Below are 18,998 nucleotides of genomic sequence, written 5' to 3'. Positions count from 1 at the left end.
ATATTTATCTTAAAGAAATCCTTTTAATAAATTTAGATATAATTTAATTTCTTTAATGTAGCACTTAATTTTTCTTTTAATTCGTTCATGTCTATCATATTATTTAATGAAACAACTTCTCCACCTAGGCCTTCTAATCTAACTGCTATATCTCTTGTTCCAACATAAATATCTGCTTTAATTCCCTTTGCTGATGAAAGGTCTGAGTGACTTACTTCTATACCAGTTAAGTTTAATTCACTAAGAACCTTTTCTATCTTCATCTCGATCATAAAGCTACTTCCTAATCCACTTCCACAACATACTAATATTTTCATAATTAATTCCTCCTAAAATTTAATCTTTTATATTTTTTAACTTTTAAAATTTAATTTTTTTTATATTTTTTTAAGACTTCTAAAATTTCTTCTTCTGAATCAGCTTCAAAAATTTTATTTAAGTCTTCATTATTCATAAATATTTCCATTAAATTTGAAAGTAAGTCTAAATGACTAGTATTATCCTTAGCAGCTAAGGTAACAATAAGTTTCACTGGATCATTTTGTTCACTTCCAAAGTTTATAGGATTTTTTAATGTAACTAAACTAATACCTGTTTCATTTACACCACTTTCTGGTCTTGCATGCGATAATACAATTCCTGGGGCTATCACCATATATGGTCCTAATTCTTTAAAATTATTAATTATAGCTTCTTTATATCTTTTTTCAACAACATCTTTTTCTTCTAAAAGAGCTGCTCCTACCTTTATAGCATCTTCCCAATAAGTGCAATTTTCTTTTACTTTTATAAATTCTTTTACTACTAAATCTCCTATCATATAATCCACTTCCATTCCTGCATTAAATTGTTGCCCCTTAATGTATCTTTATTATATATAATTTTAAAAACACTTTGAATATGTTTACAGTCCCTTCTATTTCGAATTAAAAGTGAAAAATTGAACTAATAGATTTCATAAAAAAACCATCATGAAGGAATTTTAATTCCTTCATGATGGTTTTTTAAATATTATTTTATTAATATTATTTTAATAGAGAAATACTTGTATCAATTACTTCTGGTTTTCTTTTAAATAGGAACTCTCCCCTTCTAACAGAGCAGTTAATTCCTACTCTTTCAATAATTGCATCAAATTCATTTTTAGCATTTAATACTATAAAGTTTGCATCTTTTCCTACTTCTATTCCATATTTATCTTGTATATGAAGAGTTTTTGCCCCATTAGTTGTTATTAAATCTAATGCATTATTTATCTCATCAAAAGACATCATATGACAAATATGAATTCCAAAATCTAATATATTCATTAAATTACCATTTCCTAATGGATACCATGGGTCTGAAATTGAATCCTGTGCAAAACAAACATTTATTCCAGCATCATTTAATTCCTTAACTCTTGTAAGTCCTCTTCTCTTTGGATATGTATCATATCTTCCTTGAAGATGGATATTTTCAGTAGGACATGATATAAAGTTCATATTTGCAAGTTTTAAAAGTTTAAATAATTTAAAGGCATAGGCATTATTATATGAACCCATTGCACAAGCATGGCTTGCTGTTGTAAGCTCTCCTATTCCATTCATATAAACTTCCGCTGCTAATAATTCTACAAATCTTGATTGCTCATCATCAGTTTCATCACAGTGAATATCAATTAACTTATTATATTTCATAGCAAGTTCTACAGTCTTTTTAACTGATTTTTCTCCCATTTCTCTTGTAAATTCAAAATGAGGAATACCTCCTACTACATCTGCTCCCATTTTTAATGCTTCTTCTACCAATTTATCTCCATTTTTATATGAATACATTCCTTCCTGTGGAAAAGCTATTATTTGTATATCAACAATGTCTTTTACCTCTTCTTTTAGTTCCATAATAGCCTTTAAACAAGTAAACTTTGGATCTGTTACATCAACATGAGTTCTAAGATATTGAGTTCCATATAATATTTCCTTTTTTAAAGCAATTCTAGCACGTTCTTTTACTTCTTCCACAGTCATATTTCCTTTAGTTTCTGACCATCTTTGAATTCCTTCAAAAAGAGTACCTGTTCCATTATTTGCACCAGGCATACGAGCTGTATAAACATAATCTAAATGTATATGAGGATCTACATAAGGTGGAACCACAAGGTCACCTTTTAAATCATATTTTTCTACATCTTTATATTTGTCTGAAAGATTAGGTCCTATCTCTTTATAAACTCCATCTTCAACAAGTAAATCAACTAATGCTTCTTTTCCTTTTAATCTAGCATTTTTAAATAGAATAGCTTTCATTTAAATAATCTCCCTTCAGTTTTTACTTAAATTATTAAAAATTTTACCTAGTAACCACTTATCAATAAAGGAAGTTTAACATAAAATTAGTATGTAATCATTGTATTAATTGTACAAGAATACTTTAATAAAATTGTATGTATATAGAACATATTTTTACACTTATATTTGTATTTTTTGTACATTGTATGTGATATATTCTAATAGTATACTGTGACCATAATGAAAATTGTTAAATATTTATTTTATAAAAAATAATTTAAAGACAGGAAAAGGAGACGTTATTATGTATGAAAATGTAAAAATGGAAAACATGACTTGGAAAGAATTTGCAAAGAAAAAAGATGATATAATAATCTTACCAATAGGATCTACAGAACAACATGGTCCTCATCTACCTACTTGTGTAGATACTGTACTTGCAAATGGTTTTGCTTATCGTATAGCAGAAAAAATCAATGGTGTAGTTGCTCCTGCAATTTCCTATGGATATAAATCAAAACCATTAAGTGGTGGTGGCCCATTATTTCCTGGAACTATAGACTTAAACGGAGCTACCCTTCAAGCTCTAGTAATGGATATAATTGATGAATTTGTTCGTGATGGATTTACAAAGATATTTATTTTAAGTGCTCACTTTGAAAATGAAGCTTTTATTGTTGAAGCTATGGATTTATGCTCTGCAAAATATGGAGATAAAGTTCAAATTCTTCTTACTAATTGGTGGGATCCTATGTCACCAGATGTAATTGATAAAGTTTTTGATGAAGTTCCATTCCCAGGTTGGGCTCTAGAGCATGCTGCTGTAACAGAGACCTCATTAATGATGTATTTTGCTCCAGAATTAGTTAGAGAAGATAAAATTTTAGATACAGAAAATGCAAGCCCAGCTACTTACTATAAATATCCTATAGAAAAGGATATAGTCCCTGAAACCGGAATCCTTGCATCAGCTAAATCTTCTTCAGCAGAAAGAGGAAAAATAATTGTTGATGATGTTATACCAAACATTATTAAAATTATTGATGAAGCTTTTAAATAAAATTTATAATAAATTTATACAAAAAGTAGGGATATTATGAAAACTAAAGGAATAATTCTTACAATGTTATCCTCTATTACCTTTGGATTTGCTTTTACTCTTGGCCCTATGACTTATGGTCTTGAGGGAAGTAATCCTGTAACACTAACTTTTTTAAGAAATTTTTTAAGTTTACCATTTTTATTGATTATAATTTTAATGTTAAAAATTGATTTAAAAGTAACTAAAAAACAGCTTAAAAACTTAATAATACTAGGTTTTATTGGAAACGCACTTACAACATTAATGTTAAATATGGCCTTTTCTTACATAGACGTAGGAATTGTAACTCCAATACATTTTACTTATCCCATATTTGTAACACTTGGATGTGTTATATTTTTTCATGAAAAGTTAAGTAAACAAAAAATTATGGCATTAATTATTGCAATGTCTGGTATAGGATGCTTTTTTATAACTGCATTAACTTCTGCATCTATTGGTTCTAGCACATTACTAGGTTTGTTTTTAGCAATAGCCTCAGGAGTATTTTATGCATTCTATATAATATTTATGGATAAAAGTGGGTTAAAGGGAGAACCTCCTTTTAAAATAACGTTTTATGTAGCTATTTCTTCAACTATTGGTATGCTTTTATATGGCGCAATTACAAAACAACTTGTTTTATCTTCATTAACAACTAAAGCATGGACTATATCTGCAATCTTTGCATTCCTATGTACAGTTGTTGCTCTATCCTTATTACAAGTTGGTATAAAAAATATAGGAGCAAGTGAAGCTGCTGTTATTAGCACCTTTGAACCTATAACAAGTGTAATTTTTGGAGCAATACTACTTGGAGAAAAAATCACATTAATAAAAATAGTTGCATGTATATTAATTTTTGCAGGAGTTTTAACCTTATCCTTTGCAAAAGAAAAAGTATCTTCTAAAAAAGATAAAAAATCCTTTATTAAGTATAAAGAATCTGAAAGTCTGTGACAAATTGTCACAGGCTTTCATTTATTCTTTAAAGTTAAAAATTCATAAATTAATATACTATTAAAAAGTTCTAAATCCACCATGGCATCGTTTAGATCTTTGTTTAAAAGATTTTTTATAGTTGATAATCTATAAAGCAATGTATTTCTATGAATAAAAAGTTCCTGTGAAGTTTTTACTAAATGCCTATTATTCTTAAAATAACATTTTAAAGTTCCTATTAAATCCATTCCATGATTTTTATCATACTCTAAAATAGGTCCTAGATTTTCATAGCAATATTGCCATATATCTTTAGTATCAGCTAATTCAACAAATAATCTTAAAATACCTAATTCACTATATTTAATAATTTTTGAATCCTTATTATATATACCAATCATCGAAGAAGCTTTTAACGCTTCTTTGTAACTTGCTTTTATTTCAGAATTTGTATTTCTAATTCTACTAAAACTTAAATTCATATCTATGTTTTGATACTTAGAACTTATAAACTTAAAAATATCTTCAACAAACCTAGTTGAATTCTTTGCATCTTCATGATTATTAGCAAAAATTAAAATCATTAAATAATTAGCATACTCCATATGTATTAAAGTATAATTATCATTATTTAAAACCTCTTCCAAAAAATTAATTATATCTTTATTTAACTTTTCTGATTCATTAGATGTTGTATTAGATATCTTTTTCATTTTTATCATTGATATGTAATGATAAGGTCTTAATTTTATATTATGAAATTCAGCAAGACCATTAGCATCTTCACATAATTGATCTTGAGAAAAAAGAAGTGATTCAAAAAAATGCTTAGCATTTTTAGATTCTTCTCTCTTTTGCTCTATCTTAAAGAAAATTTCCTGTATAATATCTATTAATTTAATATCCCAAGGCATTATAAATAAAGGTAAATTTTCTTCATTAGCTCTATTGATCATTTTTTCTGATATACTACTTATATAATTATTATCTATTAAAATTACAATTCCAGAAAGCTTTTTTTCTATAGATTCTTCTAAAAGCATATAAAGATTTTCATCATCTTTTTTATTATCTTTATATATAACAAATAAAAGTTCCCCTCCATAAAGCCACTCTGAAATAGATTCAGTAGTTCTTACATAAGGCCAAGAGATTTCATTATTTAAACCTCCTTCTCCAGCTAATAAAGTCGCCTTTGAAAAATGTTTAAGATTAGATAAGTCTCTACAACAAAAAGTCATAAGTTCACTCCTTTTTATCTAAGAAATTAAATATTTTTCTTTAAGTTAATGATTTGTTAAATTTATAACATTTAATTTTGCAAACAAATTATTGATTTAATATTAATTTCTTTATATCTCCATTTTATTCCACTTTTTATTGTATCATTTTTTGTTAAAATATTAAATAATATTGAATATTTTTAAATTAAATTTATTTTTTGCACTTCCTAATTCTATCTATCTAAATCCTACTTAATAATCAAAGTCTAAATCAAAATATGTAATCAACAAAAATAGTATTCTTAAAAAAATATATCAAATTGTTTAATTGTTCTTTTAACTTGTATATTATCTTTTATTACATAATATATTTTATAATCTCCCTATATATTATTAATTCACTTAATTTCTATATTTTTCAAAGGGATTTTTCATTATATTGTATTAGTATACACTTTAACAACTTATTTTCTATAACTCTTTTACAAATTTTTTCTGTTCATTATCTATTTTTTCAAATATCCCATTTATTAAATGATTTATTTCTTACTTATAAAAAGCTCTACTTTTTAAATGAATTATTTATAATTATAAAATTCATATGTATAAAAAAATATTATTTTTTAGTTAAAATTTATTATAAAAATATTTTTGTATATATTTACAAAAACATTAAATTAAATTTAAAAAATTAATTTTTAATAAATTTAATATGTTTGAGAGTTTATAATAAATTCTATATAGATTAATGCTTTCTAAAGATATATGGATTTATTTAAAAAAAATAAGGCAATTAGCTTAAAAATCATCTTCAATCCTTTCAAAATAAAATATTCTAATAAATTTTTATTTATATATAAAAAAATATAAAAATTTATTTAAACATATTATTTTTTTTTTAACTTATCATTAAAATATGAAATATTTGTATGTTTTGTTAATTTATAAATGAATTTTTTTATAATAGAATTTTTAATGTTTTGGATTATTCTAAAAATTTGGACTATTATGATATTGTAAACGTAATCAAATTTATTGAGGGGGGCTTTTAATGCAAGAAAAACTACTAAACTTAATAACAAGCAAAGATGAAACTTGGGATAAAAGGTGGAGATATAACTGTGCTATATTTATTTTAAGTTATATCTTCATGGGCGCTGTAACAGGAATAACTAACGATTCTTATGTTTCTTATTTAAATCTTACTGTTCCAGATGTTGTTAAAGCACTTCCTGCTTATGCATCAATTGGAACCTTTGTAATTGCACTTATACTCTTACTTACAAATAAAGTAGGATATAAAAAAATAGTTCTTTTAGCACCAATAATATTAATTGTTGGTTTATTTTCATGTATATATAGCAAAAATCCAACTGTAATATTATTTGCTAATATACTTGTTAATATAGGTGCTGCAATGTACGACTGTATATATCCTTTAATGTTTACCTCTTACACTCCTAAGGATAAAAGAACATCTATGTTTGCAAGAGTTATGTATTGTAACTTAATTAGCCAATCTATATTAACATTTTTAAATGGTAAAATAGTTGTTTGGAAATTTAGTAATTCCTTAAATATCTCCTATGGTGATGCAGCTACTCTATCAGAACATCAAAGTGAATTAACTCCACTTCAATTATCAGCTTATACATCATCTTATAGATTTGTACTATGGATTGCATTAATACTTACAGTTTTATCTTTATTTTGTTTATTCTTCTTAAAAGAAAAAGTTGAAGATTATAGAGAAACAGCTGAGGAAATTGCAGCAAGAAAGGCAGAGAAAAAATTCGACTTTAAATTATTTGCTAATAAATATGTAATTATGTGGGTTGTTATATTCGGTATTATAAGATTTGGTGCATTACTTGTAACACCATACTTCCCAATATATTTAAATAACTTTTTACATATAAGTAGAGGAGTTGTTTCTACAATAATAACATTCCAAACTTTAGCTATGGTTTTAGCATATTTTTGTACACCATATCTTGAAAAGAAATTTGGTTCCATAGTAACAATTGCATTAGTAACAATATTATGTACTCCTTTAATGGTTGTTATGGCTAATGGTGCTATGTTTGGTTCAAATGTAGCTTGGGTAATAGGTATAGTATTATTTTTAAGATCTGGAGTTGCAAATGCATCTGCTCCTATTGAGGGATCTTTACCATTAACTTTTGTACCTAAAAACTTAGTGCCTGCATATAATTCTCTTATATTAGTTACAAATTCAATTGTAGGAATTATAGCTGGATTATTTGCAAGATATTATCTACTTCAAACTGACAGTGGTTATGCAAATGCTTATTACATAGCTGGTGGAATATACTTATTCTGTAGTATTGTATTACTTATAGTATTTAATAAAAAATATAATAGAAGTTTAGATGATGATAAAATAGAACTTGATAAAGAGCCAGTTTAAAAAAATACCACCAGCTAAACTTAGCTGGTGGTATTTTTAAAGGATATAAATAATATTTTATATATCCTTAAATTGATATATGATTAAGCAATAAAATACCAGTAATTAGCATATACTCGATAATTATTACATAATAACTTTTTAATATAAATCGTATTTTAAATAGCACCATATCACAATATACTTCAATAAAATTTATATAGAGTAAATTTTATTGAAAGAACTTTATTTATTCTAAAAATCATATAAGTTTTATTTAATTATATTATATTTATCTTAATTTATCATAAAGAATATTAGATTTTTAATTGTTTACTTAATTTATAAATATAAATTTTTACAATAAAATTCCATATAATTTCAAAATTATTATTTTATAAAATTAATTAAAATTGTGAAGGGAGCATTCTTTATGGAAGAAAAGTTGTTAAATCTAATAACAAGCAAAGATGAAACTTGGAATAAAAGGTGGAAATATAACTGTGCTATATTTATTTTAAGTTATATCTTCATGGGCGCTGTAACGGGTATAATTAATGACTCTTATATTTCTTATCTAAATCTTACTGTTCCAGATGTTGTTAAAGCACTTCCTGCTTATGCATCAATTGGAACCTTTGTAATTGCACTTATACTCTTACTTACAAATAAAGTAGGATATAAAAAAATAATTCTTATTGCACCAATAATATTAATTGGTGGCTTACTTGCGTGTATATATAGTAAAAGTCCAACTGTAATATTATTGGCTAATATACTTGTTAATATAGGTGCTGCAATGTACGATTGTATATATCCTTTAATGTTTACTTCTTATACTCCTAAAACTAAAAGAACATCAATGTTTGCAAGAGTTATGTATTGTAACTTAATTAGCCAATCTATATTAACATTTTTAAATGGTAAAATAGTTGTTTGGAAGTTTAGTAAATCTTTAAATGTATCTTATGATAATGCTGCTACTCTATCAGAACATCAAAGCGAACTAAATCCAACACAATTATCCGCTTATACATCATCTTATAGATTTGTATTATGGATTGCATTAATACTTACAATTTTATCTTTATTTTGCTTATTCTTCTTAAAAGAAAAAGTTGAAGATTATAGGGAAACAGAGGAGGAAATTATAGCAAGAAAGGCTGAGAAAAAATTCGACTTTAAATTATTTGCTAATAAGTATGTAATTATGTGGGTTGTTATATTTGGCTTTATAAGATTCGGTGCATTACTTGTAACACCATACTTTCCAATATATTTAAATAACTTTTTACATATAAGTAGAGGCGTTGTTTCTACAATAATAACATTCCAAACTTTAGCTATGGTTCTAGCATATTTTTGTACACCATACCTTGAAAAGAAATTCGGATCTATAGTAACAATTGCATTAGTAACAATATTATGTACTCCTTTAATGGTTGTTATGGCTAATGGTGCTATGTTTGGTTCAAATGTAGCTTGGGCAATAGGTATAATTTTATTTATAAGATCTGGGGTTGCAAATGCTTCTGCTCCTATTCAAGGTTCTTTACCATTAACTTTTGTACCTAAAAACTTAGTGCCTGCATATAATTCTCTTATATTAGTTACAAATTCTATAATAGGAATTATAGCTGGATTATTTGCAAGATATTATCTACTACAAACCCAAAATGGATATGCAACTGCTTACTATATAGCTGCAGGCTTATACTTATTTGCTAGTATTTTATTACTTATAGTATTTACTAAAAAGTATAATAGAAATTCCACTGAAGAAAAGATAATTACTGAAGAAAAAACAGTTACTGAATAAATAATTTTATAACAAAAAGAACCTATAAAAACACTTTTATAGGTTCTTTTTTAAAATAACTTTATTTTAATTTATATTATTTATTTTGTAAAAATGTAACTTTAGCTAATTGTATGTCAGTATTTTTTACATCTTTTATAGTTCCACTATTTAATTTATATTTTATATTTTTATATTGTGGAAATTCTATTTTTATAAATTGAGTATCTTTAGGTAAGTTGTAAGCATCAAATGTTGTTCTTGCATATCCAGGATGTTTTTCTATAAAATTATCTACTATTTTTATATCATTAAACTCACTCCAATTTTCTCCATCCTTAGATATAAATAATTTAAAATCAATATTACCACTTATTAATGCGGATCTAATTGAATATCCTTCATACCCTCCTGCACTTCTATTCCAATTAACTTTATCTTCGATAGTTTGATAATAAGTAGTTAGATGTACATCTTTAACATTAGGTATATTATAAATTATAGACTCCTTATTAGAATTTTCACCAACAGCTATACGACTATTTTCTAATCTAGGTTGTCCACCATAATAAAAATTATCTTTATTTTCTTCATTTAAATTTCCATCTGATAATTTAATTAAATTATTTGTATGAGAATAAGGGGTTATCTCATAACCTTTATCTTCCTCTTTATTAAGGCCCTTTAAATCATCAAATTTTACTTTTGCTTGATTTGGCATTTGATATACTCTTATCCAATCAATTAAATAATCTGAATTTTGCTTTGTATTTTGTTTGTTATAATCAACATCACCTACCCAGCCATCTCCAACTTGAGTCTCTAATATTGGAAACATTGGTCTATTATGCATACCGTCTCTACCATCATCTCTTCCTTCTGTACTTTGAAATACTAGCTTTCCATCTATATACCATTTTATAATTTCTGGATCCCATTCCACTTCAAAAACATGAAAATCTTGACTCCAAGCTTCATAGTTTATATGACTAATGCCATTAGAACCTTTATTTTTTCCTAATATTCCAAAATGATTAGTTGTCCATACACTCCAAGGATCTTGTCCCAAATATTCTAAGACATCTATTTCATCATGTCCTGTTTCATCTTGAGATAACATCCATATAGCCGGCCAGATTCCTTGAGAGTCATTTACTTTCGCCCTTACTGCCATACGTCCAAACTGAAATGAATATTTATTTTTTGATTCAACTCTTCCAGATGACCAAGTAACTTTTTGTTTATTTATACTTTGTCCTAAATAATTATCTACTCCAACTGCTTCAATTAATTTATCAGTACTGTTATAATTTTTTGTATTTATTGCTAAATAACTATTTTGTCCATCTTTTTTTATACTTACTGCATATTTATTATAGATTGCTCCATGATTCACCATTCCATCTATAATAGTCCATTTACTTTCGTCTATTTTATCTCCGTTAAATTCATCACTCCACACAAGTTGATTATACTTTGAAATTGGTTCAACATATTCTTCTTTATTCTCATTATAATTATTTCCTGTTCCCCATATTTCAATTTCTGAATACTTTGTTTTACTATTTCCATCTTTATCAACAATAAAACGAACATATCTACCTCTAATATTAGAGGATAACTTTACTACCTCTAAATTATCCTTTTGTCTCCAATTAGTTTTATTAAAAACTTCTCTGAATCCACTATTAGGTGAATTAGAAATAGCTACTTTAACAGTTCTATATTTTCCTGGTTCTAATTTAAACTTTATTGTATCAAATTTATAAGTATTTTTATATTCAAATTGAAGCCAATTTTCCCCTAAACTATTATGTACAGCATAATTATTATCTACTTTTCCATCTGTAATTGCTTCTATATTAGTTGGATCTAATCCATAAACATAAGGAAGCTTTCCATTTGATAGATTTATAGATTTTTTATCATGGGGATTGCTTGGAAGTTCTGATTTTGGAACTCTTGCCATAACTTCAATTTCATTATAAAGATTTCCATTACTATATCCCTTCCATGTACTATTTGTGTTTTGAATATAATGTCCTCTTCCCCAAATACGTATATATTGAGCATTAATAGACCTATCTAGATTTATAATCTGTGGATTACCCTTACTTTCCTTACTTTCAACAATATCTTGATTTTTAAATATAACAGTAGTTTTATCTTTTTCAAAACTTGGACTAGTTGATAATTCCACCTTTACATCTTTATAGGTTGATACTGCATTATCATAAGTATTTCTATATATTTTAATTTGTTCTACATCACGAATCTTTTTAAAGTCATATTGTAAAAAAGTAGGTTCCCACTTGCTATATCCATTATCTGGTCCACCTATTTCTTCTCCAACTATTACTTTAGTATTTAAATTATCATCATTACTAGATGAATTATCACCATCAGTGGCTGAATCTGGATGTAATATTGCTACCTGTGGCACAGTAGAATCTCCACTAATAATCATATGCTTACTATTAGTAGTAGGTCTTAAGCCAGATAATATATTGGTAAGCAAATATTGATTTTCACTGGCAAAGGCTACTCCACTGAAAGTATTTAACAAAAGGGTTCCTACAAAAATAGATAAAGTAAAAATTACCTGTGTCTTTTTAACTTTTGACAAAAAATCCATAATACTCTTATCCCCCTTAATCATTAAAATATATAAACTTCTATAATTTTCTTAATACATAAAGTACTGATGAAAAATCATTCCCATTATTACAAAAATCCTCATTATTTATTGATATACCAATATTCATAAGCTCATCCCCCTTAAAATATTTCTCATAAGGATGATTTAATTTATAAGTTTCATTTGTGTCTAATCCAACTAATTTTATTCTTTCTTTTCCTTCATTGGCATGATTTAAAATTTTATAACATCCTAAAATAACAGTTTTCTCATCCTTTGATTTTATCATCCAAGCTGCAATATTATTGCTATATGGATTCTTTATTCTATAAAATTCACCATACTGAAAAGCTTCTCTATTTTCCTTATAGAATTGTATCTGTTTAATTATTTTTTCTTTTTCATCATCTAATAGGTTATTAACATTAAGCTCATAACCTAGGTTACCAAAGTATGCTACATTACCTCTAGTTTCTAAGCTTGTTTCCCTAAATACCTGTTGATTTGGACATTCTGATACATGACTCCCCATAGATATTAAAGGATAAACAAAAGAAGTTCCATATTGAATTTTTAGACGCTCAATAGCATCGGTATTATCGCTTGTCCATGTTTGTGGCGCATAATATAACATTCCTGGATCAAATCTTGCACCTCCACTGGAGCAAGATTCAAAAAGAACATTAGGAAATTTCTTTGTTAATTTATCATACATCTTATAAACATTTAAAATATATTTATGATATACAGTTCCTTGTAAATTATTTTCTTTAGTTTTGCTATAGCATTCTGTTATATATCTATTCATATCCCATTTTATATAGGAAATATTATAATCTGAAAGCAATTTCTCTATCTTACTATATATATATTCAACTACCTCATCTCTAGAAAAATCCAATGTATATTGATTTCTTGTATGAGAAGGTCTTCTAGTAGGATCATGAATAATCCAATCTGGATGATTTCTATAGAGATTGCTATCTTTATTAACCATCTCTGGTTCAATCCATATTCCAAAATTCATTCCAAGATCATTTATGCAATTTATTATTCCATTTAATCCATTGGGAAATTTTTCTTTATTTACAGTCCAATCTCCAAGTCCAGCCTTATCATTATTTCTTTCTCCAAACCATCCGTCATCTAAAACAAAAAGTTCTATTCCTAATTTTGAAGCATTTGTAGCTAATTTTTTAATTTTCTCTTCATCAATGGAAAAACTAAGTGCCTCCCAACTATTTAAAAGTATAGGTCTTACACTATTCTTCCATTTTCCTCTCATCAAACATTCCCTATATAAACTATGATAAACATTACTCATATAGTTTAACCCTCTATCTGAGTAAACAATAACAGCCTCTGGAGTATAAAACTCTTCATTTAAATTTAACTTCCAACTAAATCTATCTGGATGAATTCCCATCATAACTCTTGTTTGATTATAAGTATCTACATCAACTTCTGCTGCAAAATTACCACTATAAATAAGGGAAAAACCTAATACTTCACCAGAAAACTCATCTGTATTTGGTCTTCTAAGTGCAAAAAAAGGATTAAACTCTGCACTACTAGCTCCTTTTAAACTGTAAAAGCCCTGTGTACCTTCTTTAATATTCCTATTATGAACATGTCTTTCTCTTCCCCATGCACCATTAAGCTGAATCATATTATAATTAGTATCAGGTAAATCTAAATTAAAACTCATTGCTTTTTCTATAGTTATTAGCTTATTACTAAGATTTAAAAAACTTGAGCTTCTAGTAACAACTGGTCTATCTTCAAAAATAGTAAAATATAATTTTAGTTTACTTTCTATTACTTCATCGAATAATACAATCTCTAAAGTTGTTGCCTCTTCTTTATTTTCAACATATGTTTGTGGCAAATTAGGTAAAACTGATTTTCCTTTCATTATTTTATGACTTTCATATTTAAAATCTGAAATTTCACTTCCACTTTCTTGTTTTATTAAAAAAGCTCCTTTTCTAAAGTCAGATAAACCAAAAGTAGGATATTCTTGTCTAGTATTTTGTAGAGAGAATCCATTATCTCCTTCATATACATAGGCTGCTAAAGGTCTAAATGTTTCCTCAAATAAATGATTGTATGTTTTATAGGGATCTATTCTTTTTCCAAAATATAAATTTCCTATATGTCCATTAGGTAAAATATGAATAACGTAGCTAATTTCTTCATTATATAAATGAAATTCTTGTAACTCTTTATGAAAAATAATAGGCATTTTAATCCTCCTGTCTAAATTAAAGTATTTTAAAGTTTTCCACCTGAAGTTGCTATACCCTCAATAAATTGCTTTTGGAAAACAAGATAAATTGCTAACATAGGCCATATTGCTAATACAGCTGCAGCCATAAGTTGAGGATAATTTACAGAATAAGCACTTTGAATTTTTGATAATGCAGAAGATAATGTAGCAGCATCAGTATTTGTGTTAACTATTAGTGGCCACATTAAATCCTTAAATGCAAATAATGCTGTAAATATACTTAAGGCAACTAATCCTGATTTTGCTAGGGGTAACATAACCCTAAAGAATGTTTGTCCTATATTACAACCATCTAAATGAGCTGCTTCTTCTAACTCTTTTGGTAATCCCATAAAAAATTGTCTTAGAAGAAATGTTCCAAAGGCACTAACTAATCCTGGAAAAACAAGGGCAAAAATAGTGTTTCTCATATTAATATTATCTATCATTAAATATTGTGGGATTATAAAAACTTGTGCTGGAATCATCATTTGAAATAAAACTAATCCAAACAAAAAATTTCTTCCTGGAAACTCTAATCTTGCAAATGCGTAAGCTGCCATTGCACTAAATAAAACTGAACAAACTACACGAAATATCATCATCAAAAATGTATTTATATATAATGCAAGAAAATCATTTCCTTTTATAACTTCTATATAATTTTCTATTCTCCAATGACTTGGAAAAATAACAAATGGATTCATTTGAGTGGATTCTGTTACTGATTTAAAAGATGTTAATACCATCCATACAAATGGTAATATCATAATTATTGCTATAATAATTAAGAATAAATGTGTAAATATTCTAGATATATTTTTTTCTTTCACTTATCTCACTCCTTATCTACATGTAATTTACCCATTTCTTTTGTAATTTCATTTGAATATATGTAAATATTAAAATAATTATTAGTAGTAATATTATAATTGTTGATCCATACCCTTTATCTGAATACTTAAAGGCATTGTTATAAAATAAATATACAAGTGATACAGTTTTATCATAAGCAGGACTTGTTATATCTATCATCATATAAATAACATCAAATACTTGCATTGACTGAATTATGTTTGTAACGATTACAAAAAATAATGTTGGAGAAACTAGAGGAATTGTTATCTTAAAAAATTTATGTATAGAGTTAGCTCCATCAATAGTTGCTGCCTCATAATAGCCTCTCGGTATTTCTTGAAGTCCAGCTAAAATTAATACCATACTATATCCAATAGTACTCCAAATTCCAATAATAACTATTGAATACATAGCTATACTAGGATCGTTTATCCAATCTATTTTTGGAACTCCTATCTTTCCAAGTAAATAATTTATTAGTCCAAATTGAGTATTATATAACCATCTCCAAACCATTGTTATAGCTGCTGGAGCTGCTACCATTGGAATAAAATAAATAGTACGATAAATTCCTCTTCCCTTTATTTTCTTATTTAAAATTGTAGCTAAAATAAGAGCAATAATTACATTTAACGGTACAACTAAAAATGTATATTTTAAAGTGTTAAGTGTTGCTTGCCATACTTGCTCATCACCTAATAACCTTTTGTAATTAGCAAATCCTATAAAAATATCATTTTTTCCAAAGTCACCACTTTTGTAAAAACTCATCTTTAGAACTTCAAATATTGGTATAATATTTAGAATAATTAATCCTATAATAGTTGGGGCTACTAAAAACCATCCCCAAAGCCATTCTGTTCTTCTCTTATTAGGAACAAATAGTGTTTTAAATAAATTATTTTTTCTAAGTTCCATAATTACTTCTCCTTATATTTAATAAAAAAACAATAGCTACTTTTATATTCACTATTGTTTTTTATTTTAAATTACTTTTCTTGGCTTAAATAATCATTCATCATTTTAGCAGTTTCTTTACATGCATCTTCAATAGAAGTATCGCCAAGATAAGCCTTCTTTAAAATTTCTGTAGCCTTATCTTCCCACTTAGCAGTAGAATTTGAATATGGTCTTATTTGAGCATAATTTACCATGTCAACAAAGACTTTTGTATTAAAGTTCTTACTTGTATTTACCCATGTATCAGCAACACCGTTATATGCAGGAATTGCTATACCTAATTCTCCTTGCTTTTCTTGACCTTCTTTTGAACCTAAATATTCTAACCATTTCCAACATTCTTTTGGATGTTTTGTTGTAGCTGCCGCTGCATTTCCTAATCCATTAAATATTGTTGCTCTTTTGCCATCATTAGATGAAGGTAATACAGTAACATCAAAATTCTTAGCCATATATTCATTATCTCTAAAAGAACTTAGATTCCATGAGCCAAAGAATCCCATTGCTACCTGTCCATTTTGTAAAGCTTCTGCTCTTTCTTTATCATTATAAATTTTAGGTGATAATCCTTCTTTAGATAAATTGAAATAATAATTCATTGCTTCTATAGTTTTAGGATTGTCATATTCTGATTTCTTTTCACTATTTATTATATTTCCCCCATTTTGGTATACAAAGTTATAATAACCTTCTTGATTATGTAGTGGAGCTAATACGCCAAATTGACTTCCATCTGCTTTTGTTAGTTTTTTTGCAACTTCATGTAACTTATCCCAAGTCCAAGTTTCATCAGGATAAGGTATATTAGCTTCATCAAACATCTTTTTGTTATACCATAATCCAATAGTATCGTAATCTTTTGGAATTGCATATTGATTACCTTTTATATTGTAAATTTTATTTAATCCCTCTGGGAAACTTTTTAAATCTACATCTTTACTATCTTTTATATAATCATTTAAGTTAAGTAGCATATCATTTGATCCGTAACGATAAATTTCATTAGAATGCATCCAGAATGTATCTGGTAATGATCCACCGGTTGCAGCTGCCTCTAGCATTGTCCAATAATCATTCCATCCTATAACTTGTATATTGACTTTTATATTAGAGTTTTTCTCTTCAAATTCATCTGCTAATTTACGCAAACCTTTTTCTTGACCAGAATCCCAAATAGCATATGAAATTGTTACAGGTCCATTACTATCTCCGTTATTATTTCCTCCCTGTTCCTTACTTCCACATCCCATTAAAAATAAAGTACATAAGCTTAAAATTAGTAGGCTAAACTTCTTTCTCACTATTACTCCCCCTTATATATTTTTAATAATTTAATCAACTTTAACATTTTAGTAGTTTAGTTGGTACAATTAAATTTTATCATTGTAAACGTTATTATCACATGTTATTATTATTCTTAAATATATTAATATCTGTACTTTTTGAAAATTATAATATATTTTATTTTTTTATCATATATTTATGGAGGTTATTATGTCTAAATTTGAAACTTATGTTTTTAATAATGAAAATTATATTGATTTAAAACCAGTTCAATTTGGTTCTGAACAATGCGATCCTTTGCATTCAATAGGACCAACAGTTAAAAATAATTATTTATTTCATTATGTTATATCTGGTAAGGGTAAGTTTTTTCCTGTTGATCCAAAAACCTTTGAGAAAAAATATTATGAAATTTCTGCTGGAGAAGGTTTTTTGATTTGCCCAAATGTAATATGTTCTTATCAAGCAGATGAAAAGGATCCTTGGCATTACATATGGATTGAATTTAATGGATTGAAATCAAAAATTTATATGGATGAGGCTGGATTAAACCCTGACAATCCAATCTTTAAGGTAAAAGAAAATAGAAATTCCATTGAAATTATTAAAGAAATGAAATCTATTGTTAGTAATAGTAAAAAAAATCCTAGCTTTATAGTTGGACATCTATATCTTTTTATTAATTCTTTAATAGAATTCTCATTAAACAGCACCTTAACTGAAGCTGATGATTTAAATGAATTTTATATTCGTGAAGCGTTAAATTTTATTGAAGAAAATTATAATCGTAATATTTCAGTTGAAGATATATCTAAAAGATGCAATCTAAGCAAATCTTATTTTACCCGTATATTTAAAAAGCATATGAATATAACCCCTCAAGAATTTTTGATTCATTATAAGATGATGAAGGCATGTAATTTATTAAAAGATAAAACTCTATCCATTTCCTACATTTCAGAATTACTAGGATATTCAAACCAATTTAATTTTTCAGTGGCATTTAAAAAAAGATTTAATTTATCTCCATCAAAATGGAGAACAACTTTTCTTAATAATATAACTGAAGAGTAATTAATTTAATAGATTCTATTTTTGGTATATAAATTCAATAAATTTGTATTGAAGATATAATTTGTGTTTATTTTTTAATTCAATATGAATTATTTTATATAAAGAAGCTTAATTAAAACCTATAAAAAATTCTATTTCTTTTTCATAGATTTTAATTGTAGATCACCCTATGTTTTAAAGAATATTTTTAA

14 protein-coding genes are annotated in these 18,998 nt (G+C 26.6%); 5 read left to right on the top strand and 9 right to left on the bottom strand.

The genetic code is table 11. The features are described from left to right. Positions 1-32 precede the first annotated feature (32 nt). The 3 genes from BUA70_RS10660 to codA form a co-directional block, all read right to left on the bottom strand. A complete protein-coding gene (locus tag BUA70_RS10660; protein ID WP_072897177.1) occupies positions 33-317 on the bottom strand; it encodes a PTS sugar transporter subunit IIB in 285 nt (94 codons plus the stop codon). Positions 318-367: 50 nt separating this feature from the next. Next, complete coding sequence (locus BUA70_RS10655) at positions 368-820, bottom strand: PTS sugar transporter subunit IIA (protein ID WP_072897175.1); 453 nt, start codon at positions 818-820, stop codon at positions 368-370. A 205-nt stretch (positions 821-1,025) separates the two neighbouring features. Further along, positions 1,026-2,288, bottom strand: a complete 1,263-nt coding sequence (gene codA, locus BUA70_RS10650) for a cytosine deaminase (protein ID WP_072897173.1) — start codon at positions 2,286-2,288, stop codon at positions 1,026-1,028. Between the two features lie 286 nt (positions 2,289-2,574). On the opposite strand from codA, the gene BUA70_RS10645 reads away from it, so the two are divergent. Both BUA70_RS10645 and BUA70_RS10640 read left to right on the top strand, forming a co-directional pair. Then, the gene (locus BUA70_RS10645) at positions 2,575-3,330 is read left to right on the top strand and encodes a creatininase (RefSeq protein WP_072897171.1); all 756 of its coding nucleotides are present in this window, start codon (positions 2,575-2,577) and stop codon (positions 3,328-3,330) included. Between the two features lie 36 nt (positions 3,331-3,366). Continuing rightward, complete coding sequence (locus tag BUA70_RS10640; RefSeq protein ID WP_072897169.1) at positions 3,367-4,311, top strand: DMT family transporter; 945 nt, start codon at positions 3,367-3,369, stop codon at positions 4,309-4,311. Between the two features lie 17 nt (positions 4,312-4,328). Here BUA70_RS10640 and BUA70_RS10635 read toward each other — a convergent pair whose 3' ends face one another. Then, entirely contained in the window at positions 4,329-5,534 is a 1,206-nt protein-coding gene (locus BUA70_RS10635; protein WP_072897167.1) for a PucR family transcriptional regulator, read from the bottom strand. A 1,033-nt stretch (positions 5,535-6,567) separates the two neighbouring features. Here BUA70_RS10635 and BUA70_RS10630 point away from each other — a divergent pair. Both BUA70_RS10630 and BUA70_RS10625 read left to right on the top strand, forming a co-directional pair. Beyond that, positions 6,568-7,947 (top strand): MFS transporter, encoded by a 1,380-nt coding sequence (locus tag BUA70_RS10630; RefSeq protein WP_072897165.1) that lies wholly within the window; start codon positions 6,568-6,570, stop codon positions 7,945-7,947. Positions 7,948-8,359: 412 nt separating this feature from the next. After that, on the top strand, positions 8,360-9,745 hold the full coding sequence (locus BUA70_RS10625; RefSeq protein ID WP_072897163.1) for an MFS transporter: 1,386 nt from the start codon (positions 8,360-8,362) through the stop codon (positions 9,743-9,745). Positions 9,746-9,821: 76 nt separating this feature from the next. Here BUA70_RS10625 and BUA70_RS10620 read toward each other — a convergent pair whose 3' ends face one another. The 5 genes from BUA70_RS10620 to BUA70_RS10600 form a co-directional block, all read right to left on the bottom strand. Next, a complete protein-coding gene (locus BUA70_RS10620; RefSeq protein WP_072897161.1) occupies positions 9,822-12,359 on the bottom strand; it encodes a family 16 glycosylhydrolase in 2,538 nt (845 codons plus the stop codon). Positions 12,360-12,399: 40 nt separating this feature from the next. Then, positions 12,400-14,607: an alpha-galactosidase gene (locus tag BUA70_RS10615; protein ID WP_072897159.1), complete on the bottom strand. Its 2,208-nt coding sequence runs from the start codon at positions 14,605-14,607 to the stop codon at positions 12,400-12,402. Positions 14,608-14,636: 29 nt separating this feature from the next. Continuing rightward, complete coding sequence (locus tag BUA70_RS10610) at positions 14,637-15,464, bottom strand: carbohydrate ABC transporter permease (protein WP_072897157.1); 828 nt, start codon at positions 15,462-15,464, stop codon at positions 14,637-14,639. 16 nt (positions 15,465-15,480) lie between these two features. Then, positions 15,481-16,407: a carbohydrate ABC transporter permease gene (locus BUA70_RS10605; RefSeq protein ID WP_072897155.1), complete on the bottom strand. Its 927-nt coding sequence runs from the start codon at positions 16,405-16,407 to the stop codon at positions 15,481-15,483. A 71-nt stretch (positions 16,408-16,478) separates the two neighbouring features. Next, positions 16,479-17,750: an ABC transporter substrate-binding protein gene (locus BUA70_RS10600; RefSeq protein ID WP_111944802.1), complete on the bottom strand. Its 1,272-nt coding sequence runs from the start codon at positions 17,748-17,750 to the stop codon at positions 16,479-16,481. A 193-nt stretch (positions 17,751-17,943) separates the two neighbouring features. Between BUA70_RS10600 and BUA70_RS10595 the strand changes: the two genes are divergently transcribed. Further along, positions 17,944-18,807 carry an AraC family transcriptional regulator gene (locus BUA70_RS10595; protein ID WP_072897151.1) on the top strand — a complete coding sequence of 288 codons (864 nt, stop codon included), beginning with the start codon at positions 17,944-17,946 and terminating at the stop codon, positions 18,805-18,807. Positions 18,808-18,998: the final 191 nt, after the last annotated feature.

The organism is Clostridium fallax, assembly GCF_900129365.1.
Classification (GTDB): domain Bacteria; phylum Bacillota; class Clostridia; order Clostridiales; family Clostridiaceae; genus Clostridium_AH; species Clostridium_AH fallax.
Note: the sequence above shows the minus strand (reverse complement) of the source record. Positions and strands in the feature narration are given on the sequence as shown.

Excerpts from the sequence above, each read along its gene's own strand:
- BUA70_RS10615 (WP_072897159.1), bottom strand. The coding sequence starts at position 14,607 with ATGCCTATTATTTTTCATAAAGAGTTACAAGAATTTCATTTATATAAT.
- BUA70_RS10660 (WP_072897177.1), bottom strand. The coding sequence starts at position 317 with ATGAAAATATTAGTATGTTGTGGAAGTGGATTAGGAAGTAGCTTTATG.
- BUA70_RS10635 (WP_072897167.1), bottom strand. The coding sequence starts at position 5,534 with ATGACTTTTTGTTGTAGAGACTTATCTAATCTTAAACATTTTTCAAAG.
- BUA70_RS10655 (WP_072897175.1), bottom strand. The coding sequence starts at position 820 with ATGATAGGAGATTTAGTAGTAAAAGAATTTATAAAAGTAAAAGAAAAT.
- BUA70_RS10645 (WP_072897171.1), top strand. The coding sequence starts at position 2,575 with ATGTATGAAAATGTAAAAATGGAAAACATGACTTGGAAAGAATTTGCA.
- BUA70_RS10620 (WP_072897161.1), bottom strand. The coding sequence starts at position 12,359 with ATGGATTTTTTGTCAAAAGTTAAAAAGACACAGGTAATTTTTACTTTA.
- BUA70_RS10630 (WP_072897165.1), top strand. The coding sequence starts at position 6,568 with ATGCAAGAAAAACTACTAAACTTAATAACAAGCAAAGATGAAACTTGG.
- BUA70_RS10595 (WP_072897151.1), top strand. The coding sequence starts at position 17,944 with ATGTCTAAATTTGAAACTTATGTTTTTAATAATGAAAATTATATTGAT.
- codA (WP_072897173.1), bottom strand. The coding sequence starts at position 2,288 with ATGAAAGCTATTCTATTTAAAAATGCTAGATTAAAAGGAAAAGAAGCA.
- BUA70_RS10605 (WP_072897155.1), bottom strand. The coding sequence starts at position 16,407 with ATGGAACTTAGAAAAAATAATTTATTTAAAACACTATTTGTTCCTAAT.
- BUA70_RS10625 (WP_072897163.1), top strand. The coding sequence starts at position 8,360 with ATGGAAGAAAAGTTGTTAAATCTAATAACAAGCAAAGATGAAACTTGG.
- BUA70_RS10640 (WP_072897169.1), top strand. The coding sequence starts at position 3,367 with ATGAAAACTAAAGGAATAATTCTTACAATGTTATCCTCTATTACCTTT.